The sequence below is a fragment of the Pseudomonas sp. TWI628 genome (genome assembly GCF_039673865.1).
Taxonomy (GTDB): domain Bacteria; phylum Pseudomonadota; class Gammaproteobacteria; order Pseudomonadales; family Pseudomonadaceae; genus Aquipseudomonas.
Map to the genome: position 1 here is coordinate 85,737 of NZ_JBDJMM010000013.1, position 25,312 is coordinate 111,048.

A 25,312-nucleotide genomic window follows, 5' to 3' on the forward strand; every position below is an offset into this window, starting at 1 on the left:
CACTGGCGCTCGACAGGCATAAGGTATACGCCGTTAAAAAATGCCCTGGAGCTGTCATGTCCAACCGTTTCCCTTCCGTTCGCCCCCGCCGCCTGCGCCAGAACGAATCCCTGCGCACGATCTTCCAGGAAACCGAATTCCGCCTGGAAGACCTGATCCTGCCGATTTTCGTCGAGGAAGGCATCGATGACTTCGTGCCGATCACCAGCATGCCGGGTGTCAACCGCATTCCGGAAAAACGGCTGGCCCAGGAAATCGAGCGCTATGCCCGTGCTGGCATCAAGTCGGTGATGACCTTCGGCGTGTCGCACAACCTGGACGCCACCGGCAGCGACACCTGGAACGAGAACGGTCTGGTTGCGCGCATGTCGCGCATCTGCAAGGACACCGTGCCGGAAATGGTGGTGATGTCCGACACCTGCTTCTGCGAATACACCAGCCACGGCCACTGCGGCGTGCTGCACGACAATGGCGTGGACAACGACGCCACCCTGGCCAACCTGGGCAAGCAGGCGGTCATCGCCGCCGCTGCCGGTGCCGATTTCATCGCCCCGTCGGCGGCGATGGACGGCCAGGTGCAGGCCATCCGTAGCGCCCTGGACGGTGCCGGCTTCCACGACACTGCGATCATGGCTTATTCCACCAAGTTCGCCTCGTCGCTGTATGGGCCGTTCCGTGAAGCCGGTGGCACCGCGCTCAAGGGCGACCGCAAGAGCTACCAGATGAACCCGATGAACCGCCGCGAAGCGGTGCGTGAGTCGCTGCTCGACGAGCAGGAAGGGGCCGATGTACTGATGGTCAAGCCGGCGGGGGCCTACCTCGACGTGATCGCTGACATCCGCGCCGCCTCGCGCCTGCCGCTGGCGGCGTACCAGGTGAGTGGTGAGTACGCGATGATCAAGTTCGGCGGCCTGGCCGGTGCCATTGACGAAGGCCGGGTGGTGCGTGAAAGCATCGGCGCGATCAAACGGGCCGGTGCCGACCTGATCCTGACCTATTTCGCCATGGACCTGGCCCGTGAAGGGATCTGATCGCCTCTAGAGGTTTGTCGCCGGTGAGATCGAGCGCCGCCCGCGCGGCGCTCGATTTCCGCATCGCCACAACACTCAAGACAGGCCCCCCTCAAATGCCGAGAAAAAATCAGTAAGCGCTGAATTATTTAGTGTCCCGTTGTATCTGATCCCTTAGAGCCTTCAGCGACAGGGATACGGGCATGAAATCTCGCAAGAAAAGCGTCCAGCCAATCGGCCTCAAGGACATCACCATCGTCGACGACGCCAAGATGCGCAAGGCGATCACCGCCGCCGCACTGGGCAACGCCATGGAGTGGTTCGACTTCGGAGTGTATGGCTTCGTCGCCTTTGCCCTGGGCAAGGTGTTCTTCCCCAACGCAGACCCAAGCGTGCAGATGATCGCGGCGCTGGCCACGTTCTCGGTGCCGTTCCTGATCCGCCCGCTGGGCGGGCTGTTCTTCGGCGCCTTGGGCGACCGCTTCGGGCGGCAGAAGATTCTCGCCGCGACCATCGTGATCATGTCGCTCAGCACCTTTGCCATCGGCCTGATACCGTCCTACGCCTCGATCGGCATCTGGGCGCCGATCCTGCTGTTGCTGGCGAAGATGGCCCAGGGCTTCTCGGTGGGCGGGGAGTACACCGGGGCGTCGATCTTCGTTGCCGAGTACGCCCCGGACCGCAAGCGCGGCTTCCTCGGCAGCTGGCTGGACTTTGGCTCGATTGCCGGCTTCGTGCTGGGCGCGGGGGTGGTGGTGCTGATTTCCACCGTCCTCGGCGAACAGCAGTTCCTCGAATGGGGCTGGCGCCTGCCGTTCTTCCTGGCCTTGCCGCTGGGCATCATCGGCCTCTACCTGCGCCACGCGCTGGAGGAAACCCCGGCGTTCCAGCAGCATGTCGACCAGCTCGAACAGGGCGACCGCGAGGGCCTGGCCTCGGGGCCGAAAGTGTCGTTCAAGGAGGTCGCTACCCAGCACTGGCGCAGCCTGGTGACCTGCATTGGCGTGGTAATCGCCACCAACGTCACCTACTACATGCTGCTCACCTACATGCCCAGCTACCTGTCACACAACCTGCACTACAGCGAAGACCACGGCGTGCTGATCATCATCGCGATCATGGTCGGCATGCTGTTCGTGCAACCGATCATCGGCCTGCTGAGCGACAAGTACGGCCGCCGCCCGTTCATCGTCGTGGGCAGTGTCGGGCTGTTCGCCCTGGCCATCCCGGCGTTCATGCTGATCAACAGCGGCGCGCTCGGGCTGATCTTCTCCGGCCTGTTGATCATCGCCGTGCTGCTGAACTTCTTCATCGGCGTGATGGCCTCGACCTTGCCGGCGATGTTCCCCACGCACATCCGCTACAGCGCCCTGGCCAGCGCCTTCAATATTTCGGTGCTGATCGCCGGCCTGACCCCGACCCTCGCCGCCTGGCTGGTGGAGACCAGCGGCAACCTGTACATGCCGGCGTACTACCTGATGGTGATCGCCGTGGTCGGCCTGGCCACTGGCCTGACCATGAAGGAAACCGCCAACAAGCCGCTGCGTGGCGCCGCGCCTGCAGCGTCAGATATCGAAGAAGCACGCGAACTGTTGCAAGAGCACCATGACAACATCGAGCAGAAGATCGAAGACATTGACGCGCAGATCGCCGAACTTGAGGCCAAGCGCCAGGTGCTGGCGCAGCAGCACCCGCGCATCGAGTGAGGCTCAGCGCGGCATGTAGCCGCGCTGCCACGAACGTGGAATGAACCGCGACACCAACGCCAGCAGGCAGGCCAGGGCACAACTGCCGGCCATTGCCTGCAACCCCAGGCGCTGTTGCAGCCAGGCGCCGAGGGCGGCGCCCAGCAGCATGCCGGCCCAGGGCACCAGTTGCACCCGCCAGCCGTTACGCCGCTCGCCCAGCAGCCAGCGGCCCAGGCCGCGACCGAAGCGCGACAGGGCGCCAGTGACGTAGGTCAGGCCGATGGGCAGGCCGTTTACCTGTTCCACCACCGCATTGATCATGCCCATCGCCAGGGTGGTCGCCAGCAGTGCCGGGAAGGTTGCGGCAAACGGCCACAACGCGGCGCCGGCAAGCAGGGCCGCGACCACCAGCAACACTGGCCAGGCCCGGCGTCGGAAACCGCGGGCCAGCAGCACGCCCAGCGCGTTGCCCGCGACAAAGCCCAGCACGGCACCGCTCAAGCGCAGCACCATGGCCAGGTCCGCCTCACTGATGGCCACGGCCAGGCGCGTGGTGTTGCCGCTCATGAACGAGACGAAATCGCCCAGCGCCAGCAGGCCGATGGCGTCGGTCATGCCGGCCAGCACCGACAACCCAGCCACCAGGCCAAGGCCGACGCGGCCACGCAGGACTTGCAGGCGCAGGCGCCTGGCCGTGCGTGCGGGGAGGGCGTTGGGCAGCATGGGCAGGCTTCAGCGCGGCATTTCGCGGGCGAGGGTGCTCTTGATCGTGCGCTCCACCACGTCCACCAGCACCATGGTCTGGTGGTCCACCTCGATGTTCAGCAGTTCGCCGGCCTGGTAGCGAGCGAAGGTGGTCTGGCGCAGGGTTTCCGGGATCAGGTTGATGGTCACCACGTTGTCCTCGACATCGGCCACGGTCAGGCTGCAGCCGTTGACCCCGATAAAGCCACGCGGGAACACGTACTTGCCCCATGGCGGTGGCATGCGGAAGGTGATGAAGGCGCCGGTTTCCTTGATCGACAGCTCGACGACCTCGGCGGTGGTGGCGATGTGGCCGGCCATCAAGTGGCCACCGACCTCGGCGTTCATTTTCGCCGAGCGCTCGATGTTCACTCCCTGGCCAGCCTTGAAGCAGCGCAGGTTGGTGCGTTCGAGGGTGGCAGTCATGGCGTCGAACTTCACCTGGGTGCCGTCGATTTCGGTCACCGACAGGCAGGTGCCCTCGACACTGACGCTGGCGCCGATCTTCAGTTCGTCGAGCAGTTCCGGGGTGAGGTCGATGGTGAACTGGTTGTGGCCCGGGTAGCGGGTCACATCAAGCAGAGGGCGGACGGCCTGGACGATGCCGGTGTACATGGAGTTGCTCCTGGGCACAGAGAGGGAAAACATCAGGAAGCTATGCCCATGGCGCTGCAAATGCAAGTTGCCGTACTGGCCTCAGACATGCCCACTGCTGTTCACAATCCTCAAGCACAGTGCCTCGTAAGGGTCCAGGTTGATCATCAGCCGGCCATCTTCGCTCAGGTCGCCTTCGACCGTCTCGTTGATCATGTCCACCACCGGCCCCGGGGTGAAGCCGGTCAATTGCAGCGCCTCGGCAATCACCTCCTGGCCGAAGTTCAATGCGCTGATCTGGATACCACGCCCGGCCGGCAGCTCATGCACCATCACCAGCAGGCCCGGGCTGCTGACTTCGGGCACCAGCACCTGGCGGCTGGTGGCGATGCCATAGGCCTGGCGCACGGCCAGCAGTTTTTTCACCTGGCTGGCGAACGACTCGGGGTTGTCCAACTGGCTGTCGAGGCTGCCGTAAAGCGAGCGCGCGCGCGGCATGCCGCGCACCGAGGCTTGTGCCTGCGGGGCGAGCCCGGCCAGGTCGTAGCCGCCCCGGTGGATCCAGCGGGTATCACCGTCGACCATGCGCTCGGCCACCGCCTCGGCCGGCAGCGGCAGGGCGCCAACCAGGTCCCAGCCGGACAGCGCGACCACGCCCGGTTGCATGGCGTTGTACATCACCAGCAGCAAGTGCACCTTCTGGATCAGCGCGATGTCCTCCGGGCTGATCTGTTCGAGGTCGCGTATGCCCAGCGCCGCGGTGATCAGGCTGGCGCTGGTGCAGGCGATACCGTTGGTGACGAAGCGCAGGTTGTACGGCGCATGCTCACCCGACAGGCGTTCGTAGATTTCCTCGCGAATGTGCTCGCGAAGGATGCTGCCGGGCAAGGTCTGGCCCTTGTACAGGTACATGTCGTGGGCGTGCAGGGTCCAGAAGTGCACCAGTTCGACGGTCAGCTCGTCGTGGTTCTGCAGGGCGTGGATCAACGACGCCGGGTCGATGCCGAAGGCGTGCATCTCCTTGAGCATCAGGCGCAGGAATTCGGTGTCGCCGGTCAGCAGGGCATGCTGGTAGGCGGGGCGGGTGATGAAGTCGTAGGACAGGTCGGCACCGCCCTTGGACATCTGCGCGATGTCGTCGAGGGTCAGGTTGAGCTCCTGGAAGCTGAAGCCGCCGGCCTTGCGGATCATGCCGCCGATCAGCTGGTTGCCGACGATCGACAGCGGGTGGCTCTCGGACCAGGCACTGCCGCTGGCGCGGGTTTCCACGCCGAGAAAACCGTTGGCATCCAGGCGCAGGCCGCGGGCCCCCAGGCAATCCAGCGCGTGCAGGGCGTCGCCGATGATCATCTGCTGGGCGGCGAAGCTGGGGTCGAGCCAGTTCAGTGACGGCTGGCCTTCCTTGAAGTAGTGCAGGTACACCCAGCGCCGGGTCTTGCCGTCGACCCCGGTAATCGGCGCGGTGGCGCTCCAGTCGGTTTCCTTCACCCCAGGCTCGAAGAAGATCACCCGCTGCAACTGGCCGACGATGTAGTGGCGCAGCTTGAGTTCGTCGCACAGCGCTGGCGCCAGGTTGACCGCATCACGGCCCGCAGGTACGTCGGGCAGCAGCGGCCAGTCCTCCTCGCGGATCTCGACCATGTGGTAGAGCCCGGGGTAGGCACCGTGGGCCAGTTCGGCCAGGCGAAAGTCCGCGCCCTTGCCGGTGTGCGAGGGGATCAGGTCGTCGATGGTCACGGCATTGTGCGCGGCGGCCAGGCGGCTCATCTGCACCAGCTCCTGCTCATTGCCGTAGAGCGGGTCGATGTCGAAGCTGATACGGTCGAAATTGCCGTCGATGCTGGGGGTGAAGTCACGCCCGCGCACGCCGCCAGACTGCTTGATCGGGCCGGTGTGGATGCCCTGTACGCCGATCTCCGACAGGCGCCTCCACAGCGCTTCGTGGCCGAGGGCCGCCAGTACCGAGCAGCCTTCGGGGGCGATGATCGCGTCGGGGTAGACCGTCAGCCACACCGAGGCGATCTCGGTGGCGCGGCGTGGCTGGGCTTCGGCGTAGGGGTTCTGCCACAGGCGTGACTGGCCGGAGTACAGGCGGGCCCGCTCCTGCGAGGCCTTGAGCATCGAGCGGTCTTCAAGCCATTTGAGGTATGACGGGTCGGGCTGGGTCATTTCGCGTCCTCTTTGCGTGGCGGCACCGGCCAAGGTTATGACGGCATGGCGAGCGGATCGTTCGGCTTGAGGCTAGCGTGGCCTGCAATCAATCATCTTTGCGCGCCTCGCTCAACAGCTGGTCAATCCGCCCGGCAAACCGCTGCAGCGCCGGCAGGTACTTCACCACCGCCTGATCGATACTCATCGCCTTGGCCACATACACCAGGTTCAGGCACCCCAGCAGCCGCCCACCCGCGTGCAAGGGCACGGCGATCGAGGCGATCTTCTCTTCCTGGTTCCAGGCCATGAAATTCTCCGCATAGCCCCGGTGGCGCACCTTGCGCAGCAGGTTGTCGAGCGTCACAGGGTCACGCGCCAAGCGGTATTCGGGCCCTTCACGGCTGGCCAGCAGGGCGATGATCTGCTCGCGCTCGGCGTCATCGCAGAACGCCAGGTAGGCCTGCCCGGTAGCCGTTGCCAGCAGCGGCAGGCGGCGCCCGACCATGGAGCGGTGGAATGACAGCCGGCTGAAGCGGTGGGTGGTTTCACGGACCACCATGGCATCGACGTCCAGGGTGCTGATGTCGGTCGGCCATACCACTTCCTGCAACAGCTCGGCCAGCAACGGCGCCGCCGTGGCGCTGATCCACTGCTCATCGCGGAACCCTTCGCTCAACTCGCGCACCTTGAGGGCCAGGCGGAAGCTGTCGTCGGACTCGCTGCGGCGCACGTAACCTTCCTCCTGCAGGGTCTCCAGCAGGCGCCGCACGGTGGTGCGGTGCAGGCCGGTGAGCTCGGCCAGGCGGGTCGGGCTGGCACCGCCGTCGAGGCGGTTGAGGGCATTGAGCAAGGCCAGGCCACGGCTCAGCCCACGCACGTTCTTGTACTCGGAGTCTCGGTCGATATTCACAAAAAATCCTTATAAAACAATGATGTGCACTAAGTGCACAGCAGGGCGTTTTTTCATTGTAGGGCAATCCGCAGCATTCCTATACTCGCCCCAACAACTACAAATGCCCTGACAGGGGAATACACCATGCGCCATGCCTGCCTGCCGTCCTTACCCGTTGCCTGCGCCTTCCCATACCCAAGCGTAGCGTCGCGCCGCTAATACCCGTACCAGCCATAACGCCCGTTCAACTGCCTTGCGCCTGCCTGCGCGAGGGCGGTAGCGGCTTGCCTGGAGTTACCGGGAGCGCCGTCGGGCCGTGTCGAGGATTACAACAATGAACACGTCACATCCAGATCACCCACAGGCCGACTACGCCGCTGACGTGGTGGTCATCGGTGCCGGCCCGGTCGGGCTGGCGATCGCCAACTACCTGGGCCAGGCCGGCGTGCAGGTGCTGCAGATCGAGAAGCTCGACCAGCTGATCGACTACCCGCGCGCCATCGGTATCGACGACGAGTCGCTGCGCACCGTGCAGGCCATCGGCCTGGTCGAGCAGGTGCTGCCGCACACCACGCCGTGGCACGCCATGCGCTTCCTGACGCCCAAGGGCCGCTGCTTCGCCGACATCCAGCCAATGACCGACGAGTTCGGCTGGTCGCGCCGCAATGCCTTCATCCAGCCCCAGGTCGATGCCGTGCTGTACCAGGGCCTGGCGCGCTTTGCCAATGTGCGCACGCTGTTCTCCCGCGATGTGGTCGAGTTCCAGCAGGACGAGCACGGCGTGAACCTGCGCATGAACGGCCCTGAAGGCCGGCAGGAGACTGTGCGTGCCCGTTACCTGGTGGCCTGTGACGGCGGCAACAGCCTGATCCGCCGCAGCCTCGATATTTCTTTCGAAGGCAAGACCGCGCCCAACCAGTGGATCGTCATCGACATCGCCAACGACCCGCTGGGCACGCCGAACGTGTACCTGTGCTGCGACCCGGTGCGCCCGTACGTGTCGGCTGCATTGCCCCATGGCGTGCGGCGCTTCGAGTTCATGGTGATGCCGGGCGAGACCGAGGCGCAGTTGAGCCAGCCGCAAAACCTGCGCAAGCTGCTGGCCAAGGTGCTGCCGGACCCGGACCGGGTCGAGCTGATCCGCAAGCGCGTCTACACCCACAACGCCCGCCTGGCCGGCCAGTTCCGGGTCAAGCGGGTGCTGCTGGCCGGCGACGCCGCGCACATCATGCCGGTGTGGCAGGGCCAGGGTTACAACAGCGGCATGCGCGATGCCAGCAACCTTGGCTGGAAGCTGGCGCTGGTGGCCAAGGGCCTGGCAGGCGAGGCGCTGCTCGACACCTACGAGCAGGAGCGGCGCGACCATGCCAAGGCAATGATCGACCTGTCGGTGCTCGCCGGCCACGTGCTGGCGCCGCCCAAGCGCTGGCAGGGCGCCCTGCGTGATGGCGTGTCGTGGGCGTTGAACTACCTGCCGGCGGTCAAACGCTACTTCCTCGAAATGCGCTTCAAGCCCATGCCGCAGTACGCCAAGGGCGCGCTGGTGGCCGAGGTGAACAGCAAGGCATCGCCAGTCGGGCGCATGTTCATCCAGCCCAAGGTGGTTACCGAAACGGGTGAGACGCGCCTGCTGGACGACGTGATCGGCAGCAACTTCACCTTCATCGCCTGGGGCAACGATCCGCTCTGGGGCCTGAGCGCCGAGCAGGTGCGGGCCTGGCGTGCCCTGGGCGCGTGCTTCATCCAGGTGCTGCCGGAGGTGCAACTCAAGGCCGGGCGCGAGGTACCGGACGGGGTGATTCGCGTGGGCGACTGCAGTGGCCGCCTCAAGGCGTGGTTCGGCAGCTACCCGGTGTCCATCGCGCTGCTGCGCCCTGACCGCTTCGTGGGCGCGGTGGCCATTCCGCAAACCGTCGGCCAGGCCAGCGATGCCCTGTTGCAGGCGTTGGCCGCTCGCCCTCAGGCCAACCAGCAGGCGCCGTTGGCGTCCAAGGTGGCCTGAAATGAGTGCCTACCTGCATTGCCTGTCGCACACCCCGCTGGTGGGCTACGTCGACCCGGCGCAAGCCGTGCTGGCGGAAGTGGACGAGGTGGTCGCCGCTGCCCGTGCGCGCATCGCCGCGTTCGGCCCGGAGCTGGTGTTCCTGTTCGCTCCGGACCACTACAACGGTTTTTTTTACGATGTGATGCCGGCCTTCTGCCTCGGCATGGGCGCCACCGCCATCGGCGATTTCAACAGTGCCGCTGGCCCGCTGGATGTGCCGCGTGACATCGCCGAGGCCTGTGCCGATGCGGTACTGCAGGCGGGTGTGGACGCCGCCGTGTCCTACCGCATGCAGGTCGACCACGGTTTCGCCCAGCCGTTGGAGCTGTTGCTCGGCGGCCTGGCGCACAAGCCGGTGATCCCGGTCTTCATCAACAGTGTGGCGGTACCGCTGCCGAGCTTTGCCCGTGCCCGGCTGCTTGGCGAGGCCATTGGCCGTTTCGCCCGCAGCACCGGCAAGCGCGTGCTGTTCCTTGGTTCCGGTGGCTTGTCGCACCAGCCGCCGGTGCCGGAACTGGCCCATGTCGATGGGCGCATGGCCGACCGCCTGATGGGCAGTGGCCGCGACCTGCCGGCCAACGAGCGCCAGGCCCGCCAGCAACGGGTGATCAGCGCCGCCGAAGGTTTTGTACGTGACCAGCACAGCCTGCACCCGCTCAACCCGGCCTGGGACAACCACTTCCTCGACCTGCTGGAGCAACGCCGCTTCGCCGAACTCGATGGCATGGCCAATGCCGAGCTGTCGGCGCTGGCCGGCAAGTCGACCCACGAGGTCAAGACCTGGGTAGCCGCCTTTGCCGCGCTGGCCGCATTCGGCGACTACCAGGCCAGTGCGCGCTACTACCGGCCGATCCCCGAATGGATCGCCGGTTTCGGCTCGCTCAGCGCCCATTCCCTTACCTGATCAACGGAGGACTCCCTTCATGACCCGCAGCTCCATCAACGAAGCCGACAGCAGCCGTTTTGCCCGCATCCGCGAGGGTGAGCTCGACCTGCAAGTGCACTACAACGACCTCGGCGAAGGCGCCGAGACCGTGGTCATGCTGCACGGCTCCGGCCCGGGCGCCAGTGGCTGGGCCAACTTCAACCGCAACATCGAACCGCTGCTGGCCGCCGGCTATCGCGTGCTGCTGATGGATTGCCCGGGTTGGAGCAAGAGCGACCCGATCGTCTGCCGTGGCTCGCGTTCAGACCTCAACGCCACCGCACTCAGGGGGTTGCTCGATGTGCTCGGCCTTGAGCGTGTGCACATCCTCGGCAACTCCATGGGCGGCCACAGTGCCGTGGCCTTTGCCCTGAGCCACCCGCAGCGGGTCGGCAAGCTGGTGCTGATGGGCGGGGGCACCGGTGGCGCCAGTCCGTTCGTGCCGATGCCCACCGAGGGCATCAAGTTGATCAACGCGCTGTACCGCGAGCCGACCATCGACAACCTGAAGAAGATGATGAACGTCTTCGTCTACGACCCCAGCGACCTCACCGAGGCGCTGTTCCAGACCCGCCTGGACAACATGCTCAGCCGCCGCGACCACCTCGACAACTTCGTCGCCAGCCTGGCCGCCAACCCCAAGCAGTTCCCCGACTTTGGCGCGCGCCTGGGCGAGATCAAGGCCAGGACCCTGGTGATCTGGGGCCGCAACGACCGCTTTGTGCCGCTGGATGTCGGCCTGCGCCTGATCGCCGGCATCGCCGACGCCGAACTGCACGTGTTCAACAACTGTGGCCACTGGGCCCAGTGGGAGCACGCCGCCACCTTCAACCGCCTGGTGCTGGACTTCCTCCAGCACTGATTTGAGGTACACCCCATGACCATCGACTCGCCAACCCTCGAACGGCTGGCCGCCGACCTGCGGCGCGCGCAACAGCAGGGCGAAGCCATTACCCCGCTGCGCGACGCCATCGGTGCGGAAAACGCCGAGGCCGCCTATGCCATCCAGCGCCTGAACGTGGCCCACGCCCTGGCCGCCGGCCGCCGCCTGGTCGGTCGCAAGATCGGCCTGACCAACCCCAAGGTACAGGCTCAGCTTGGCGTCGATCAGCCCGACTTCGGCAGCCTGTTCGCCGACATGTGCTACGGCGACAACGAAACCGTGCCCCATACCGGCGTGATGCAGCCGAAGATCGAGGCCGAGATCGCTCTGGTACTGGCCCATGACCTGCCCAGTGCCCAGACCACCTTCGCCAATGTGATCGGCGCCACGGCCTATGCCTTGCCAGCACTGGAAATCGTCGGCAGCCGCATCCAGGGCTGGAACATCCGCTTTGCCGACACCGTGGCCGACAACGCCTCCAGTGGCTGCTTCGTGCTGGGCGGCCCGGCGCGCCAGCTGCATGACCTTGACCTGCGCGGCGCGGCCATGCGCATGACCCGCAACGGTGAGCTGGTGTCCAGCGGCAGTGGCGCCGAATGCCTCGGCCACCCGCTCAATGCTGCAGTGTGGCTGGCCCGCACCACGGCCCGCCTGGGCGAGCCGCTGCGTGCTGGCGACATCATCCTCACCGGTGCCCTCGGGCCGATGGTAGCGGTGGCGCCGGGTGATCATTTCGAAGCCGAGATCGACGGCCTGGGCCGCGTCGGCGTGACCTTCAGCGGCGAATGACGGAGACCCCCATGAGCCACAAACGCAAAGTTGCCATCATCGGTTCCGGCAACATCGGCACCGACCTGATGATCAAGATCCTGCGCAATGCCAAACACCTGGAGATGGCCGCCATGGTCGGTATCGACCCGGCGTCCGACGGCCTGGCCCGTGCCGCCCGCCTGGGCGTGGCCACCACCCACGAAGGGGTGGAAGGGCTGACCCGCCTGCCGGTGTTCAACGACATCGATTTCGTCTTCGACGCCACCAGCGCTGGCGCCCACGTGAACAACGACGCCTTCTTGCGCCAGCACAAGGCCGACCTGCGCATGATCGACCTGACCCCGGCCGCCATCGGCCCGTACTGCGTGCCGGTGGTCAACCTGGAGCAGCACCTGCAGGCGACCAACGTCAACATGGTCACCTGCGGTGGCCAGGCGACCATCCCCATGGTCGCGGCCGTATCGCGGGTGGCGAAGGTGCATTACGCCGAGATCGTCGCCTCGATCGCCAGCAAGTCCGCCGGCCCCGGCACCCGCGCCAACATTGACGAATTCACCGAGACCACCAGCAAGGCCATCGAAGTGATCGGCGGTGCGACCAAGGGCAAGGCGATCATCATCATGAACCCGGCCGAGCCACCACTGATGATGCGCGACACCGTGTACGTGCTCAGCGAAGCCGCCGATCAGCAGCAGGTGGCAGCGAGCATCGAAGAGATGGCCGCTGCGGTGCAGGCCTACGTGCCGGGCTACCGGCTCAAGCAGCAGGTGCAATTCGAACAGGTGCGTGACCTGAAACTGCCGGGGCAGGGGACTTTCAGCGGCCTCAAGACCTCGGTGTTTCTTGAGGTCGAAGGCGCCGCCCACTACCTGCCGGCCTATGCCGGCAACCTCGACATCATGACCTCCGCCGCGCTGGCTACCGCCGAGCGCATGGCCCTGGCGATGGGAGCCCCGGCATGAACGGCAAACAGCTCTATATCAGTGACGTGACCCTGCGTGACGGCATGCATGCCATCCGCCATCAGTATTCGCTGGACGACGTGCGCGCCATCGCCGCTGCCCTTGACCGGGCCAAGGTCGACTCGATCGAGGTGGCCCATGGCGATGGCCTGCAGGGTTCCAGTTTCAACTACGGTTTTGGTGCCCACACCGACCTCGAATGGATCGAAGCAGCGGCCGACGCGGTGAGCCACGCCAAAATCGCCACGCTGCTGCTGCCAGGGATCGGCACCCTCCATGACCTGAAAAACGCCTACGACGCCGGTGCCCGCATCGTCCGTGTAGCCACCCACTGCACCGAGGCGGACGTCTCGCGCCAGCACATCGAGTATGCCCGTGAGCTGGGCATGGACACCGTCGGCTTCCTGATGATGAGCCACATGCAGACGCCCGAAGGGCTGGCGCAGCAGGCCAAGTTGATGGAGGGCTACGGCGCCACCTGCATCTACGTGGTGGACTCGGGCGGGGCAATGAACATGGATGACATCCGTGCGCGCTTGCGTGCCGTCAAGGCGGTGCTCGACCCCGCGACCCAGACCGGCATCCACGCCCACCACAACCTCAGCCTCGGCGTGGCCAACTCCATTGCCGCCGTGGAGGAGGGCTGCGACCGCATCGATGCCAGCCTCGCCGGCATGGGCGCGGGGGCGGGCAACGCGCCGCTGGAAGTGTTCATCGCTGCCGCCGACAAGCTGGGCTGGCAGCACGGTACCGACCTGTACGCGCTGATGGACGCCGCCGACGACCTGGTGCGCCCGCTGCAAGACCGCCCGGTGCGGGTGGACCGGGAAACCTTGGCCCTGGGTTATGCCGGGGTCTACTCCAGCTTCCTGCGCCATGCCGAAGTGGCCGCGGCCCGCTATGGCATCAAGGCAGTGGACATCCTCGTCGAGCTGGGCAAGCGGCGCATGGTCGGTGGCCAGGAAGACATGATTGTCGATGTGGCACTGGACCTGCTCCAGCGCTGATCCTTCGAAACGGGGCTGCGCAGCAGCCCCCTCTGGCCCCAATACAAAAACAAGACGGGTAACCTCATGACTTCTCCTGCAATCAACTCGCCGCGCGTGGCGATCACCATCGGCCTGTGCTTCCTCGTCGCACTGCTCGAAGGCCTCGACCTGCAAGCCGCTGGTATCGCCGCCCCGGGCATGGCCAGTGCCTTCGCACTGGGCAAGCTGCACATGGGCTGGGTGTTCAGTGCCGGTATCCTCGGCCTGCTGCCCGGTGCCCTGGTCGGCGGCTGGCTGGCCGACCGCGTTGGCCGCAAGCGCGTGCTGATCGGCTCGGTTGCGCTGTTCGGCGTGTTCTCCCTGGCCACTGCCCACGCCTGGAGCCTGCCCAGCCTGTTGACGGCGCGCCTGCTGACCGGTGTGGGCCTGGGCGCGGCACTGCCCAACCTTATCGCGCTCACCTCCGAAGCCGCCGGCCAGCGCCTGCGCGGCAGCGCGGTGAGCCTGATGTACTGCGGCGTGCCGCTGGGTGCGGCGCTGGCTGCGGGTATCGGTATTGCCGGCTACAGCGGCGACTGGCAACGGGTGTTCCATGTCGGAGGTGCCGGGCCGTTGCTGATCCTGCCGTTGCTGCTGCGCTACCTGCCCGAGTCCAACCAGTTTCGCGCCACCGCCGAAGCCACGCCGAACCTGCGCCGCGAGCTGTTTGGCCAGGGGGCGACCTGGCTGCTGTGGCTGAGCTACTTCTTCACCTTGATGGTGGTGTACATCCTGATCAACTGGCTGCCGAGCCTGCTGGTCGGCCAGGGCTTCAGCAGCCATGACGCCAGCTGGGTGATGTTTGCCCTGCAGATCGGCGCCGCCATCGGCACCCTGGCCCTGGGCCTGCTGCTCGAACGCCTGCCGGCCTGGGCTACGGCGGCGCTGGTGTACCTGGGCATTCTGGCCGCACTGGCCGGCCTGGGGTTGGCCAGCGAACTGACCGGCATGCTGGTCGCCGGCTTCTGTGCGGGCTTCTTCGCCACCGGTGGGCAGGGTGTGCTGTATGCCCTGGCGCCGCATTTTTACCCCGTGCGCGTACGCGCCACCGGCGTTGGCGCAGCCGTTGCCGTCGGGCGCCTGGGGGCGATGAGCGGGCCGCTGGTGGCAGGCCAGATGCTTGCCCTTGGCGCCGGTTCCGCCGGCGTGCTGCTGGCCTCGGCGCCGGGTGTGGTGATTGCTGCGCTGGCGCTGTTCCGCCTGATCGGCCGCCGCCCCGCCTGACTTAAGCGTTGTTCAACCTTGCGTGCTCCCTGCTGCGTCTGCGGCAGGGCTTCCTACAACTACAAGAAAGTGAAGTGATCATGCTCAAGGCCCCGAAAACCTGCCTGGCCGCTAGCCTGCTCTGCAGCAGTACTGCCCATGCCGCTGGCTTCGTCGAAGACAGTCACGCCGAACTGGTGCTGCGCAACTACTACTTCGACCGCAACTACCTGGGCAGCACGCCACAGGCCGCCGCCCGCGAATGGGCCCAGGGTTTCATTCTCAATGTCAGCTCCGGTTTCAGCGAGGGGCCGGTCGGTTTCGGCCTGGATGCCAAGGGCATGCTCGGGGTGAAGCTGGATTCCTCGCCCGACCGCGCAGGCACCGGGCTGCTGCCGTTCGACCGGACAACCCGTGAACCTGCCGATGAATATTCCGAACTGGGCCTGACCGGCAAGATGCGCATTTCGCACACTGAGCTGCAAGGCGGCACCATCAGCACTTTCCTGCCAATTGCCTTCGCCAGCCCGACCCGGCTGTTGCCGCAAACCTTCCGTGGCGCCTACCTGCGCTCCACCGATATCGACCGCTTCAGCTTGCACGCCGGCTGGCTCGACCGCATCAACCTGCGCGACTCCACCGACTATCAGAAGATGAGCATTGGCGCGCCCAATGGTCGTTTCAACGGCGCCGCCACCTCCGACCGCTTCACCTTCCTCGGGGGTGACTATGCCTGGTCGGACGCGCTGACCTTGCGCTACTACCATGCCGAGCTGGACCAGCTGTACCGCAAGGACTACTTCGGTTTCGTCGACGACCGCGCGGTCGGGGCGGGGCGCCTGAAGAGCGATTTCCGCCTGTTCGTTGCCGGTGAGGACGGCGCTGCCAAGGCCGGCAAGGTCGACAACCGCAACACCGCGCTGATGCTGACCTACGCCTGGGCCAGTCACAGCTTCGGTGCGGGCTACATGCGCCTGGATGGCGACACGGCTATGCCCTACCTGTATGGCACCGAGCCGCTGGTGATCACCGAGGGCACGTTGAGTTCGGAGTTTCTCAACCCCAAAGAGCGCAGTTGGCAGGTGAAGTTCGACCAGGACTTCGCCCCGTTCGGCATGCCGGGACTCAAGGGCATGCTGCGCTATGTGCGTGGCGACAACATCGAGCTGGCGCATTTTGGTGGCAGTGGGCTGAGCGAGAGCGAGAAGGATATCGAGCTGTCATATGCCGTGCAGCAGGGCACGTTCAAAGGGGTAACGCTGCGCCTGCGCCATGCCTGGTACCGCAATGACTTCGCGGCGGGGGCGACCCACCGCGATGACAACGAACTGCGGGTGAACCTGGACTACACCGTCAGGCTCTGGTGATTCAGCTGGCGGGTTGCCTGTGTAGGATTTATCTGCGATGCGCCGCGCAGGCGGCGCTCGGTCTCACAGGCACCAAAAATGTAACGCCGAACAATCAGAAACTGTACTTGGCCGTCATCATCAGGTTACGCGGCGCCCCCCAGGTATCGCCCGCGTAATCCACCGAACTGGCAACGGCCGAATAGTACTTGCGATCGAACACGTTGTTGGCATTGAGCTGCAGGTCGAGGTGCTGGTTGACCCGGTAACCCGCCATCAGGTCGGTGACGGCATAGGCGCCCTGGACCAGCCGGTACTCGCTGCCATCGGCCACGGTGAAGTCGTTGTAGATGCGGCTCTGCCAGGCGATGTTGCCGCCGACGCGCAGCTTCTCCAGCGGGCCCTGGAAGTGGTACACGGTGTTCAGCTTGAACAGGTGCTCCGGGGTGTCGGTGTCGAAACGCTGGTTGACCTTGGCGGGGTTGGCGGCGTCCTTGATGGTGTGCGCGCGGGCGTAGGTGTAGCCACCCCCGACCTGCCAGTTCTCGGTCAGTGCACCTTGCAGCTCCATGTCGACACCCTGGCTGCGTACCTCGCCCGAGGCTTCGTAGCAGGACGTTTGCGGGCAGTTCGCGACGAATACCTGGGTGGCGCGGTTTTCCTGGTCGATGCGGAACAGCGCGATGCTGGCATTGAGCGCGCCGTCGAAGTATTCGCCCTTGATGCCGACCTCGTAGTTCTTGCCCACGATCGGCTTCACCGGGGTACCGGAAGTATCCTTGGAACTCTGCGGGGTGAAAATGTCGCTGTAGCTTACGTACACCGAGTGATGGTCGTCGAGGTCGTAGATCAGGCCTGCATATTTGGTGACGTTGCGGGTGACCTTGTAGTCGCCGTCGCCATCGCGGTTGTCGTAGTCGTACCAGTCCAGGCGCCCGCCGAGGATCAGCTTGAGCGGGTCGGCCAGGTTCAGGCGGGTGGTGAGGTACACGCCGTCCTGGGTGGTGACTTCGCGCTGGTTGCCGGTGTGCACGAAGTTCGGCTTGCTGCCGTTGAGCGGCCAGTGCATGTCGTACGGGCTGTAGTTGCGCGTGTCCATGTCGTAGATGCGCTTGCTGGCGCCGACCACCAGCTCATGGCTGCGGCCCAGCAGGTCGAACGGCCCGCTGACGAAGGCATCCAGGCCAGCCTGGTTTTCCTGGTGCCTGGACTGGTACACCGTGCGTTCAAGCGGCGCCTGCAGCCCGGCCCAGCGCGACTGGTAGGACCCGGTGAAGGTAGCTTGCTGCTGCGCATAGTTGGCATTGACCTGCAGCTTCCAGTCATTGGCCAGGCGCTGACGCAGTTCGGCGAACACCGTATCGATCTGCTGGTCCTTGTTCTCCCAGTCGCTGCCGGGGTTGTAGGAACGCGAGAAACCCATGTGATGGCCGTCGAGGGCGGTGGGCATGGCGCCCCAGAAATTATTGGTCTTGTCCTTCTGGTGCGAGAAACCGAGCATCAGGCTGGTGTCATCGGACAGGTCCGCCTCGGTCACCGCATAGAACAGGCCGTGGTCTTCCTCGACGTCATCGATGTAGCTGTTGGCGTCACGGTAGGATGCCACCACGCGTCCGCGCAGGGTGCCGCTGTCGTTGAGCGGGCTGGAGGCATCCACCTCGCCGCGGTAGTCGTCCCAGCTGCCAGCGGCGCCGGTCAGGGTGACCTTCTGCTCGGCCAGCGGCCGCTTGCGCACCAGGTTGATCGCCGCCGACGGGTTGCCGGCACCGGTGACCAGGCCGGTGGCGCCGCGCACCACCTCGACCCGGTCGAACATCGCCAGGTTCGGTTGGGCACCGACCACGTAGCCGGTGTAGCCGCTGGGGATACCGTCGTACATCAGGTTGTCGATGTCGAAGCCGCGAGCCGTGTAGGTCTGCCGGCCCGGGCCGCTGGAGTAGTCGAGGAACAGGCCAGGCGTGGCCTTGACCACGTCGTTGATGCTGGTCATGGCCTGGTCGTCCATGCGCTGACGGGTGATCACGGTCACCGCCTGGGGCGTTTCGCGCATGCTCAGCGGCAGCTTGGTGGCAGTGGACATGGAGCCGGTGGTGTAGGAGCCCGAGCCCTCGGTGGTGCTGCCCAGCGTGTCCGAGCTGATTTCGGTGGCGCCCAGTTCCAGCGTGGTGGGGGCGTCCTCGGCCAGGGCGGGCGTGGCGATGGCCATGTATACGGCCATGGTGAGCAGGTTACGGGCGGCGAGGGGGCGCGTGTGCGCGAGGGGCGACAACATGATGGATAGGCTCCTGACTTCTACTAATGCAACTAATTATGAGAATGATTAGCAGTCAGTTTGTCAGGATGTGTCGTGCCTTGGGAAGGTGGTATGCCAGATCCATTACAAAATTTTCACAAGTCACCCGGAGCGGGTGATCTTCTTGCCACGCTGGCTGGCCACTTCCAGTGCCTGCCCATCGCGCTGTTTGCCTTGCCGCGCCAGGCCTTCCAGTTGCGGGATCAGCATGCCTTCCGGCAGGTGGCGCCAGAACCGTCCGGGCATGTGCAGGCGCAGGGCATCGGGGTTTAGCCGGGCCGGGTTGAAGGTATGCCGGTAATAGGTACGCCACAGTTCGGCACCGGGATCTTCGGCATTTTTTGCCCATTGCCGCCAATCGTTAGGGCAACGGCGATGATATTCAAATGCCTGGCCGTCGAAGCGAATGCCATCCTGTGGCGTTGCGATCAGCCAGCGCTGGCGCCCAAGGCGGTCGGCGAAGTGCGCGCTGGCGCTTTCCAGGATGTCGTGCGCAGGTTCGTGGTAGGCCACCAGGTCCAGCTGCAACTGGCCGGCCAGCGCCTCTGGCAGCGGCACGAAGCGCACGAACGCATGCAGGTGGTGCGCCTCGCGGCTGACCTGCTTGATGCGCCGCTGCAATTCGCTGCCCAGGCGGTCACCGGCCAGCATGGCGGTGCGGTCGCCGTGGGCCACGCGCCAGAGCACTTCGTACAGCAGGTTCCAGCGTTGCTCGCCACGGTAGCGGGCCGCCTGCTGCAGCTGCGACAGCAACGCGGCCGGCACCTTGGCGCGAAACGGGCCGGGGCCTTCGGGCAGGGGCTGGGGCAGCGCCAGCAGGTCCTGGATCGGGCCTTGTGCCCAGGTCACGTCGGCGGGGTCTATGCCATGGCCAAGCAGGGTACGGGCCTGGTTGCGCCAGGTAGCGAACTGGTCATCGCAGTCGAGCGCAATCACCCCCACAGGCCCATCTGCTGCGGCGCCTGGGGTTCGCGCAGGCGTGCCCTGAGCAAGCCACTGCGCAGCTCGCCATCGGCAGGGCGGTAATCGCTGGTGACGATGAATGGTCGCGCCTTGTCCAGCACGCAGCGCAGCTGGATCAGGTCGTCGTAGCGCACGCGCCGCTCGCGGCGCAGTGCCACCAGCCGTTGCACGCTGCGCAGGCCAATGCCGGGTATGCGCGCCAGCAGTGCAGGTTCGGCACGGTTCACATCCAGCGGGAACACCTCGCGGTTGGCCAGCGCCCAGGCAAGCTTGGGGTCGATGTCCAGCGCCAGGTTGCCGGCCTGGCCGAGCAGTTCGCCGGCCTTGTAGCCATAGCCGCGCAGCAGGAAGTCGGCCTGGTACAGGCGGTGTTCGCGTAGCAGTGGCGGGGCCGCCAGCGGCACGCTGCCAGGGCTGTCGGGGATCGGGCTGAAGGCCGAGTAGTAGACGCGCTTGAGCCCATAGCCCTGGTACAGCGATTCGGCGTTGCGCAGCAAGGTGCTGTCGTCGGTGGCGTCGGCGCCGACGATGACCTGGGTACTCTGCCCGGCCGGGGTGAAGCGTGGTGCTTTCGGCTCACCGGCCACTGCCTGCTGGCCCTGCTGGATCACGCCCATGGCCTGGCGAATGGTATGCGCCTGCTTTTCCGGGGCCAGGCGCTTGAGGCTGGCTTCGGTGGGCAGTTCGATGTTGACGCTGAGGCGGTCGGCCAGGCGCCCGGCTTCCTCGATCAGCAACGGGTCGGCATCGGGGATGGTCTTGAGGTGGATGTAGCCACGGAAGTTGTGTTCTTCGCGCAGCAGGCGCGCCACCCGGATCAGCTGCTCCATGGTGTAGTCGGCCGAGCGGATGATGCCGGAGCTGAGGAACAGGCCGCTGATGCAGTTGCGCCGGTAGAAATCCAGTGTCAGGCGCACCACTTCCTCGGGGCTGAAACGGGCCCGTGGCACGTTGCTGGAGCGGCGGTTGACGCAGTACTGGCAGTCATACAGGCAGAAGTTGGTGAGCAGTACCTTGAGCAGCGACACGCAGCGGCCATCGGGGGTATAGCTGTGGCAGATGCCCATGCCGTCGGTCGCGCCCAGACCATCGCTGCCGCGCGAACTGCGTTTCGGCGCGCCGCTGCTGGCGCATGAGGCATCGTATTTGGCGGCATCGGCGAGAATGCCGAGTTTGGCGATGAGCTGCATGAGGATGTCTCGAAATACTGATTATTCATACAGTATTTCGAGACTTGTCCAATTGCAAGGGCCCAGAGCCGGATGGGCGAGGTCAGGGCTTGCTGAAGCGGTAGAACAGGTTGGGCTCGCTGACGACATACAGGTTGCCGGCGCTGTCCATGGTCATGCCTTCGGGCTGCGGGGCGTCACGGTGCAGCCCACCCAGCCAGGTACGCAGCGAACGGATGCTGACGAAGCGGCCATCACCATCGAGCTCGGTGATGTTCTTCGACTGGTCGCTGAGCACCAGCAGGTGGCCGGTCCGCGGGTCGTAGTAGCCGTCGGACAGGTCGGTGGCGTATATGCTGCGCTTGACCCAGTCGCGGCGGTCGGCGACGGTCAACTGCAGGGGCCCACCACTGAGCGCGGTGAGCATGCCGGTCACGGTGAACAGCTGCCGTGGGTCACGCTCCTTGATGGCGAACAGGCGGTCATGCTGGCGGTCGTAAGCCACCCCCTCGAAGCCCTTGTTGCGGTGGGTCGGGTTGATGTCGAGGGTGACCCACTGGGCCTCGCTGGCATGGATCGGCTGCGGGTGGTCGGGCAGGGTGATCACATCCAGCCGTTGCATCTGCTCGTCGCTGATGGCCAGGCGGCCATTGCCCATGTAGGCCAGGCCCTCGGTGTCTTCGAAGTCCACCAGTGGATAGCGCGCCACGATGTCGCCGGTCTTGCTCAACTCCAGCAATTCCATGGGCACACCATTGGTGATTGCCAGCAGGCGGTCACGGTCGTAGTCGTAGGTGATGCCGGAGAGGTTGGTCAGGCTTGGCTCCACCACCTTGGCGTCGATCGTGACCTTGAAGTCCGGCAGCCAGACGTTCTTGCCGGGCGCGGTGTCGCCGGTCCAGCGGTTGCTCAGGTGCGCGTAGATCTGTTGCGGCCAGAACGAGCGGGCGGCTTCGATGCCCACCAGGGCCATGGCCAGCAGTACGCTGACTGCGCCGATCTGGCCCCAACGGTTCAAGCGTCGCCACAGATGCCGGCGTGGGGCTGGCAGGGTCTGGGTAGTCATTGTGCGTGCCCCTGTGCTGCGGTTTGCAGGTTTGCGGGCGTGTTGGCCCAGGCGAAGTGGTAGACCTGTTCAGGTTCGGCTGGCTGGCATTGGCCGTTGTCGGCATCGGCACCAACCACGTACCACTCCGCGCGCGAGGTATCGCCCAGCCGGTGGGCCTTGTCGGGGTTGAAGCAGCGGCCCAGTTCGGTCTCCGGAACCAGGGCGAAGGCCGTGGGGTTGTGGCGTAACCAGTACACCGCCGTTTCCGGCTTGGACTGGTTGGCAAAACCGAAATGAACGATGGGTTGACGGGCGAACAGCCAGTGCCCTTCACGCCAGTTGACCAGCACCAGTTCGGCGCCACCGGTGGCGCGTGCGGCGTCGGCCATCAAGGTTTCGTGGGGGTTGCGGCCTTCCTTGAGCGGCTCGACGAAGCCGCGGGCGAACCACAGGCAGAACCACGCCAAGGCAATGGCCGTAAACGCCTTGCGCCAGCCGGGGCGGCGCTGCAACCAGCGCTTGAGCAGCCACGGCACCAGCGGGGCGATGGCCAGTACCAGGCCGGGCAGGGCCGGGAAGATGTACAGCTTGCGCTTGCCGCTGCTGAGGCTGAAGAACAGCAGCACCAGGGCCACCCAGCCGAGCAGCAGGAGGAAGCGCCCATCGCGTTTTTGCAACTGCCGGCGCCAGGCCGGGACCAGCCACGGCAAGGCCAGGATCAGTGGCAGCCAGTACTGCGGGATGACCTTGACGAAGAAGTACCAGAACGGCTCGCGATGGTCCCAGGCATTGGTATAGCGGTTGGCGGTCTGGCGCAGCAGAATCTCTTTCAGATAGGCCAGCTCCGCCGCACCGCCGCCATGGGTAATGGAAATCAGCAGTGGCAGCAGCCATACCGCGCAGCCTGCCAGCAGCCAGACAAAACCCAGGCTCCAGCGCCAACCCTGGCCGGGATACGCCACCACGCCGCGCCAACCTTTGCGCACGGCCCAGGCATAAGGCAGCAGCATCAGTGCCGGGACAAACCCCACGCCCTTGCTGATGATGCCCAGGCCCATGGCTGCGCAGGCCAGATAGAACCAGCCCCACGCAGGCCCGAGCAACAGGTGGCGGACCATGCCGTACAGGCCCAGCGCCACCCACAGGCACAGGTAGCTGTCGATCTGCCCGGTACGCAGGATGCTGTAGCTCTGGTAGGTCGCCAGGAACAGCAGCGCGGCAATCACGCCGATGCGCCGGGTCCACAGGCGCCGCCCCAGGTCATGCAGCACCAGGGTAATGGTTGCTGCGGACATCAGCCCCGGCAGGTACAGGGCCACCTTGGGCGAGCCGGTCAGGTAGCTGAACAGGGCCACGGTCCACATGAACAACGGGGGCTTGTCGCCGTAGATTTCCGCTGCGCGGTGGGGGATGAACCAGTTGCCGCTCTGGAGCATTTCCAGGGCAACGCCGAGAAAGCGCTCTTCATCGACGTTCATCGGCTGGCGCCAGCCGATACCGGCCCCCACCAGCAATACCGCGAGTACAACCAGGGCCAGGCGTTCGGCCCCAAGCGTCTTGAACCTTGGCAAGGGCTATTCCTTCTGCTCTTTGTGTCGGGCAATCAATTGCAGGTTGCGTAGGTAGACCAGCAGGCCGAACGACTGGCCGATGATGAACACCGGGTCTTCGCGGTAGATGGCGTAGACCAGCAGCAGGGCGCTGCCGAGCATGCTCAGGTACCAGAAGCCCACCGGGATCACGCTGCGTTTCTTGAATTCGCTGTACAGCCACTGCAGGACGAAGCGGCCGGTGAACACGACCTGACCGGCGAAGCCGACGATCAGCCAGAGGGTTTCGCGGGTCATCCTTCGAGCTCCTGGGGTTGGCTGTCGAGGCGCGTGCGGCGGATCAGCCACCAGACCCCGACCAGGTCGAGAATGCCGACCAGGGCGCGGTCCAGGTTGCCGTACTTGGACACCCCGGCATGGCGCGGGCGATGGTTCACCGGGTGCACCAGCATGCGGCCCTTGTGGCGCAGGATCAGCGCCGGAATGTAGCGGTGCATGTGGTCGAAATAGGGCAGGCGCAGGAAGGCGTCGCGGTCGATCAGTTTCAGGCCGCAGCCGGTGTCTGGCGTGGCGTCCTTGAGCAGGCGGCTGCGCAGGCCGTTGGCAAAGCGCGAGGCCCAGCGCTTGCTGGCGGTATCGCGGCGGTTGACGCGGTGCCCGGCGACCAGCTTGATGCCGCCGCCGAGGTCTTGGTTGCCGCGCACCAGGGCGAGCATGCCGGGGATGTCGGCCGGGTCGTTCTGCCCGTCGCCGTCGAGGGTGGCCAGCCAGCGGCCGCGGGCAGCCTGGGCGGCGTGCCAGATGGAAGTGCTCTGCCCCAGCGAGCGGTCGTGGCGCAGGATGCGCAATTGGGTGAAGCCTTGCTGCTTGAGTTGGCGCAGCATGTTGAGCGTCTGGTCAGTGCTGCCGTCGTCGACCACCAGCACTTCGTAATTTTCATTGGCCAGTGCCGTGCGAATTTCCGCCAGCAATGCCGGCAGGTTGTCGACCTCATTCTTGGCGGGGATCAGTACCGAGAGGTCAAGTGGATCAGTCATTGAGGCTACCTGTGTTCTTGTATTGATTGCGTGGTCGGGCCCGGTAGAAGTCCCGGTACCAGCCAACGAAAGCGGCGACGCCGTGCTCCAGCGGGGTGCTCGGCGAAAAATCGATCCAGCGTGTCAGTGAGTCCACATCCGCCCAGGTTTCCAGCACGTCACCCGCCTGCAGGGGCAGGTACTTGCGGCGGGCCTTGATGCCCAGCGCGTTCTCCAGGCACTCGACGAACTCCAGCAACCGTACCGGCTGGCCGCGGCCGATGTTGAACAACTGGCAGGGCGGCTGCCCGGCGTCCGGCTGTGGTGGTTTCAGGCGCAGGCGCAGGATGCTTTCGACGATGTCGTCGATGTAGGTGAAGTCGCGCGCCATCTGGCCGTGGTTGTAGATCTCGATCGGCTGGCCGTCGAGCATCGCCCGGGTGAACTTGAACAGCGCCATGTCGGGGCGGCCCCACGGGCCATAGACGGTGAAGAAGCGCAGGCCGGTGATCGGCAGCTGGTACAAGTGCGCGTAGCTGTGCGCCATCAGCTCGTTGGCGCGCTTGCTCGCGGCATACAGCGAAATCGGCTGTTCGACGGGGTCTTCGATGCTGAACGGCTGCTTGGTATTGGCGCCGTACACCGAACTGCTGGAGGCATAGATCAGGTGGCGCGGTGGGTGCTGGCGGCAGGCTTCGAGCAGGTTGAGAAAACCGGTCAGGTTGGACTGCCCATAGACTGCGGGGTTGTCCAGCGAGTAGCGCACCCCCGCCTGTGCCGCCAGGTGGATCACTTCGCTGAACGGCTGCCCGGCGAACAGTTGCTGCATGTCGGCGGCGTTGGCGATGTCGACGGTCTGGAAGCGGAAATTGGGGTAGGCGAGCAACTGTTGCAGGCGCGCCAGTTTGAGCTCGACGCTGTAGTAGGCGTTGAGGTTGTCGATGCCCATCACTTCGATGCCCGCTTCGCACAGACGGCGGGCCAGGTGGAAACCAATGAATCCGGCTGCGCCGGTGATCAGTACGGGCATGG

Annotated in this window: 22 protein-coding genes; 10 read left to right on the forward strand and 12 right to left on the reverse strand. The window is 65.4% G+C overall.

Annotated features, from left to right (window positions below; genetic code table 11):
- Positions 1 to 56: 56 nt before the first annotated feature.
- Positions 57 to 1,031, forward strand: coding sequence for a porphobilinogen synthase (gene hemB, locus ABE528_RS12140; RefSeq protein WP_346653094.1), 975 nt, complete (start codon positions 57 to 59; stop codon positions 1,029 to 1,031).
- 182 nt (positions 1,032 to 1,213) lie between these two features.
- Positions 1,214 to 2,716, forward strand: coding sequence for a glycine betaine/L-proline transporter ProP (gene proP, locus ABE528_RS12145; RefSeq protein WP_346653095.1), 1,503 nt, complete (start codon positions 1,214 to 1,216; stop codon positions 2,714 to 2,716).
- A gap of 3 nt (positions 2,717 to 2,719) precedes the next feature.
- Here proP and ABE528_RS12150 read toward each other — a convergent pair whose 3' ends face one another.
- The 4 genes from ABE528_RS12150 to ABE528_RS12165 all read right to left on the reverse strand — a co-directional run bounded on the left by ABE528_RS12150 (position 2,720) and on the right by ABE528_RS12165 (position 7,097).
- Positions 2,720 to 3,421 (reverse strand): YoaK family protein, encoded by a 702-nt coding sequence (locus ABE528_RS12150; protein ID WP_346653096.1) that lies wholly within the window; start codon positions 3,419 to 3,421, stop codon positions 2,720 to 2,722.
- A gap of 9 nt (positions 3,422 to 3,430) precedes the next feature.
- Entirely contained in the window at positions 3,431 to 4,057 is a 627-nt protein-coding gene (locus ABE528_RS12155) for a riboflavin synthase subunit alpha (RefSeq protein WP_346653097.1), read from the reverse strand.
- A gap of 81 nt (positions 4,058 to 4,138) precedes the next feature.
- Positions 4,139 to 6,205 carry a maltose alpha-D-glucosyltransferase gene (gene treS, locus ABE528_RS12160; RefSeq protein WP_152957816.1) on the reverse strand — a complete coding sequence of 689 codons (2,067 nt, stop codon included), beginning with the start codon at positions 6,203 to 6,205 and terminating at the stop codon, positions 4,139 to 4,141.
- Positions 6,206 to 6,293: 88 nt separating this feature from the next.
- Complete coding sequence (locus ABE528_RS12165) at positions 6,294 to 7,097, reverse strand: DNA-binding transcriptional regulator (protein ID WP_346653098.1); 804 nt, start codon at positions 7,095 to 7,097, stop codon at positions 6,294 to 6,296.
- 316 nt (positions 7,098 to 7,413) lie between these two features.
- Between ABE528_RS12165 and ABE528_RS12170 the strand changes: the two genes are divergently transcribed.
- The 8 genes from ABE528_RS12170 (at position 7,414) to ABE528_RS12205 (ending at position 16,262) form a co-directional block, all read left to right on the forward strand.
- The gene (locus ABE528_RS12170) at positions 7,414 to 9,081 is read left to right on the forward strand and encodes a bifunctional 3-(3-hydroxy-phenyl)propionate/3-hydroxycinnamic acid hydroxylase (protein ID WP_346653099.1); all 1,668 of its coding nucleotides are present in this window, start codon (positions 7,414 to 7,416) and stop codon (positions 9,079 to 9,081) included.
- A 1-nt stretch (position 9,082) separates the two neighbouring features.
- On the forward strand, positions 9,083 to 10,027 hold the full coding sequence (mhpB, locus tag ABE528_RS12175) for a 3-carboxyethylcatechol 2,3-dioxygenase (protein ID WP_346653100.1): 945 nt from the start codon (positions 9,083 to 9,085) through the stop codon (positions 10,025 to 10,027).
- Between the two features lie 19 nt (positions 10,028 to 10,046).
- Positions 10,047 to 10,910: an alpha/beta fold hydrolase gene (locus tag ABE528_RS12180; RefSeq protein ID WP_346653101.1), complete on the forward strand. Its 864-nt coding sequence runs from the start codon at positions 10,047 to 10,049 to the stop codon at positions 10,908 to 10,910.
- Between the two features lie 15 nt (positions 10,911 to 10,925).
- The gene (gene mhpD / locus ABE528_RS12185; protein ID WP_346653102.1) at positions 10,926 to 11,720 is read left to right on the forward strand and encodes a 2-keto-4-pentenoate hydratase; all 795 of its coding nucleotides are present in this window, start codon (positions 10,926 to 10,928) and stop codon (positions 11,718 to 11,720) included.
- A gap of 11 nt (positions 11,721 to 11,731) precedes the next feature.
- Positions 11,732 to 12,664 (forward strand): acetaldehyde dehydrogenase (acetylating), encoded by a 933-nt coding sequence (locus tag ABE528_RS12190; protein ID WP_152957821.1) that lies wholly within the window; start codon positions 11,732 to 11,734, stop codon positions 12,662 to 12,664.
- Positions 12,661 to 13,671, forward strand: coding sequence for a 4-hydroxy-2-oxovalerate aldolase (gene mhpE, locus ABE528_RS12195; RefSeq protein ID WP_346653103.1), 1,011 nt, complete (start codon positions 12,661 to 12,663; stop codon positions 13,669 to 13,671). Before ABE528_RS12190 ends, mhpE begins: the two co-directional genes overlap by 4 nt.
- 66 nt (positions 13,672 to 13,737) lie before the next feature.
- Positions 13,738 to 14,916, forward strand: coding sequence for a 3-(3-hydroxy-phenyl)propionate transporter MhpT (gene mhpT / locus ABE528_RS12200; protein ID WP_346653104.1), 1,179 nt, complete (start codon positions 13,738 to 13,740; stop codon positions 14,914 to 14,916).
- Between the two features lie 80 nt (positions 14,917 to 14,996).
- Positions 14,997 to 16,262, forward strand: coding sequence for an OprD family porin (locus ABE528_RS12205; protein WP_346653105.1), 1,266 nt, complete (start codon positions 14,997 to 14,999; stop codon positions 16,260 to 16,262).
- A gap of 94 nt (positions 16,263 to 16,356) precedes the next feature.
- On the opposite strand, the gene ABE528_RS12210 is transcribed toward ABE528_RS12205, so the two are convergent.
- The 8 genes from ABE528_RS12210 to ABE528_RS12245 form a co-directional block, all read right to left on the reverse strand.
- Positions 16,357 to 18,513 carry a TonB-dependent siderophore receptor gene (locus tag ABE528_RS12210; protein WP_152957824.1) on the reverse strand — a complete coding sequence of 719 codons (2,157 nt, stop codon included), beginning with the start codon at positions 18,511 to 18,513 and terminating at the stop codon, positions 16,357 to 16,359.
- Positions 18,514 to 18,636: 123 nt separating this feature from the next.
- Entirely contained in the window at positions 18,637 to 19,476 is an 840-nt protein-coding gene (locus tag ABE528_RS12215) for a TIGR03915 family putative DNA repair protein (RefSeq protein ID WP_346653106.1), read from the reverse strand.
- A complete protein-coding gene (locus ABE528_RS12220) occupies positions 19,467 to 20,687 on the reverse strand; it encodes a putative DNA modification/repair radical SAM protein (RefSeq protein WP_346653107.1) in 1,221 nt (406 codons plus the stop codon). The genes ABE528_RS12215 and ABE528_RS12220 overlap by 10 nt, the downstream gene beginning before the upstream one ends.
- Positions 20,688 to 20,769: 82 nt before the next feature.
- Positions 20,770 to 21,732 (reverse strand): SdiA-regulated domain-containing protein, encoded by a 963-nt coding sequence (locus ABE528_RS12225; protein WP_152957827.1) that lies wholly within the window; start codon positions 21,730 to 21,732, stop codon positions 20,770 to 20,772.
- Complete coding sequence (locus ABE528_RS12230; RefSeq protein ID WP_346653108.1) at positions 21,729 to 23,285, reverse strand: glycosyltransferase family 39 protein; 1,557 nt, start codon at positions 23,283 to 23,285, stop codon at positions 21,729 to 21,731. Before ABE528_RS12230 ends, ABE528_RS12225 begins: the two co-directional genes overlap by 4 nt.
- Before the next feature lie 3 nt (positions 23,286 to 23,288).
- Positions 23,289 to 23,561, reverse strand: coding sequence for a lipid-A-disaccharide synthase N-terminal domain-containing protein (locus ABE528_RS12235; RefSeq protein WP_152957829.1), 273 nt, complete (start codon positions 23,559 to 23,561; stop codon positions 23,289 to 23,291).
- Positions 23,558 to 24,301 carry a glycosyltransferase family 2 protein gene (locus ABE528_RS12240; protein ID WP_346653109.1) on the reverse strand — a complete coding sequence of 248 codons (744 nt, stop codon included), beginning with the start codon at positions 24,299 to 24,301 and terminating at the stop codon, positions 23,558 to 23,560. The genes ABE528_RS12235 and ABE528_RS12240 overlap by 4 nt, the downstream gene beginning before the upstream one ends.
- Positions 24,294 to 25,310 (reverse strand): NAD-dependent epimerase, encoded by a 1,017-nt coding sequence (locus ABE528_RS12245; RefSeq protein WP_152957831.1) that lies wholly within the window; start codon positions 25,308 to 25,310, stop codon positions 24,294 to 24,296. The genes ABE528_RS12240 and ABE528_RS12245 overlap by 8 nt, the downstream gene beginning before the upstream one ends.
- Positions 25,311 to 25,312: the final 2 nt, after the last annotated feature.

Excerpts from the sequence above, each read along its gene's own strand:
- ABE528_RS12245 (WP_152957831.1), bottom strand. The coding sequence starts at position 25,310 with ATGCCCGTACTGATCACCGGCGCAGCCGGATTCATTGGTTTCCACCTG.
- ABE528_RS12210 (WP_152957824.1), bottom strand. The coding sequence starts at position 18,513 with ATGTTGTCGCCCCTCGCGCACACGCGCCCCCTCGCCGCCCGTAACCTG.
- mhpT (WP_346653104.1), top strand. The coding sequence starts at position 13,738 with ATGACTTCTCCTGCAATCAACTCGCCGCGCGTGGCGATCACCATCGGC.
- mhpB (WP_346653100.1), top strand. The coding sequence starts at position 9,083 with ATGAGTGCCTACCTGCATTGCCTGTCGCACACCCCGCTGGTGGGCTAC.
- hemB (WP_346653094.1), top strand. The coding sequence starts at position 57 with ATGTCCAACCGTTTCCCTTCCGTTCGCCCCCGCCGCCTGCGCCAGAAC.
- ABE528_RS12205 (WP_346653105.1), top strand. The coding sequence starts at position 14,997 with ATGCTCAAGGCCCCGAAAACCTGCCTGGCCGCTAGCCTGCTCTGCAGC.
- proP (WP_346653095.1), top strand. The coding sequence starts at position 1,214 with ATGAAATCTCGCAAGAAAAGCGTCCAGCCAATCGGCCTCAAGGACATC.
- ABE528_RS12190 (WP_152957821.1), top strand. The coding sequence starts at position 11,732 with ATGAGCCACAAACGCAAAGTTGCCATCATCGGTTCCGGCAACATCGGC.
- ABE528_RS12240 (WP_346653109.1), bottom strand. The coding sequence starts at position 24,301 with ATGACTGATCCACTTGACCTCTCGGTACTGATCCCCGCCAAGAATGAG.
- mhpD (WP_346653102.1), top strand. The coding sequence starts at position 10,926 with ATGACCATCGACTCGCCAACCCTCGAACGGCTGGCCGCCGACCTGCGG.
- ABE528_RS12155 (WP_346653097.1), bottom strand. The coding sequence starts at position 4,057 with ATGTACACCGGCATCGTCCAGGCCGTCCGCCCTCTGCTTGATGTGACC.
- mhpE (WP_346653103.1), top strand. The coding sequence starts at position 12,661 with ATGAACGGCAAACAGCTCTATATCAGTGACGTGACCCTGCGTGACGGC.
- ABE528_RS12220 (WP_346653107.1), bottom strand. The coding sequence starts at position 20,687 with ATGCAGCTCATCGCCAAACTCGGCATTCTCGCCGATGCCGCCAAATAC.
- ABE528_RS12170 (WP_346653099.1), top strand. The coding sequence starts at position 7,414 with ATGAACACGTCACATCCAGATCACCCACAGGCCGACTACGCCGCTGAC.
- ABE528_RS12180 (WP_346653101.1), top strand. The coding sequence starts at position 10,047 with ATGACCCGCAGCTCCATCAACGAAGCCGACAGCAGCCGTTTTGCCCGC.
- ABE528_RS12225 (WP_152957827.1), bottom strand. The coding sequence starts at position 21,732 with ATGACTACCCAGACCCTGCCAGCCCCACGCCGGCATCTGTGGCGACGC.
- treS (WP_152957816.1), bottom strand. The coding sequence starts at position 6,205 with ATGACCCAGCCCGACCCGTCATACCTCAAATGGCTTGAAGACCGCTCG.
- ABE528_RS12150 (WP_346653096.1), bottom strand. The coding sequence starts at position 3,421 with ATGCTGCCCAACGCCCTCCCCGCACGCACGGCCAGGCGCCTGCGCCTG.
- ABE528_RS12235 (WP_152957829.1), bottom strand. The coding sequence starts at position 23,561 with ATGACCCGCGAAACCCTCTGGCTGATCGTCGGCTTCGCCGGTCAGGTC.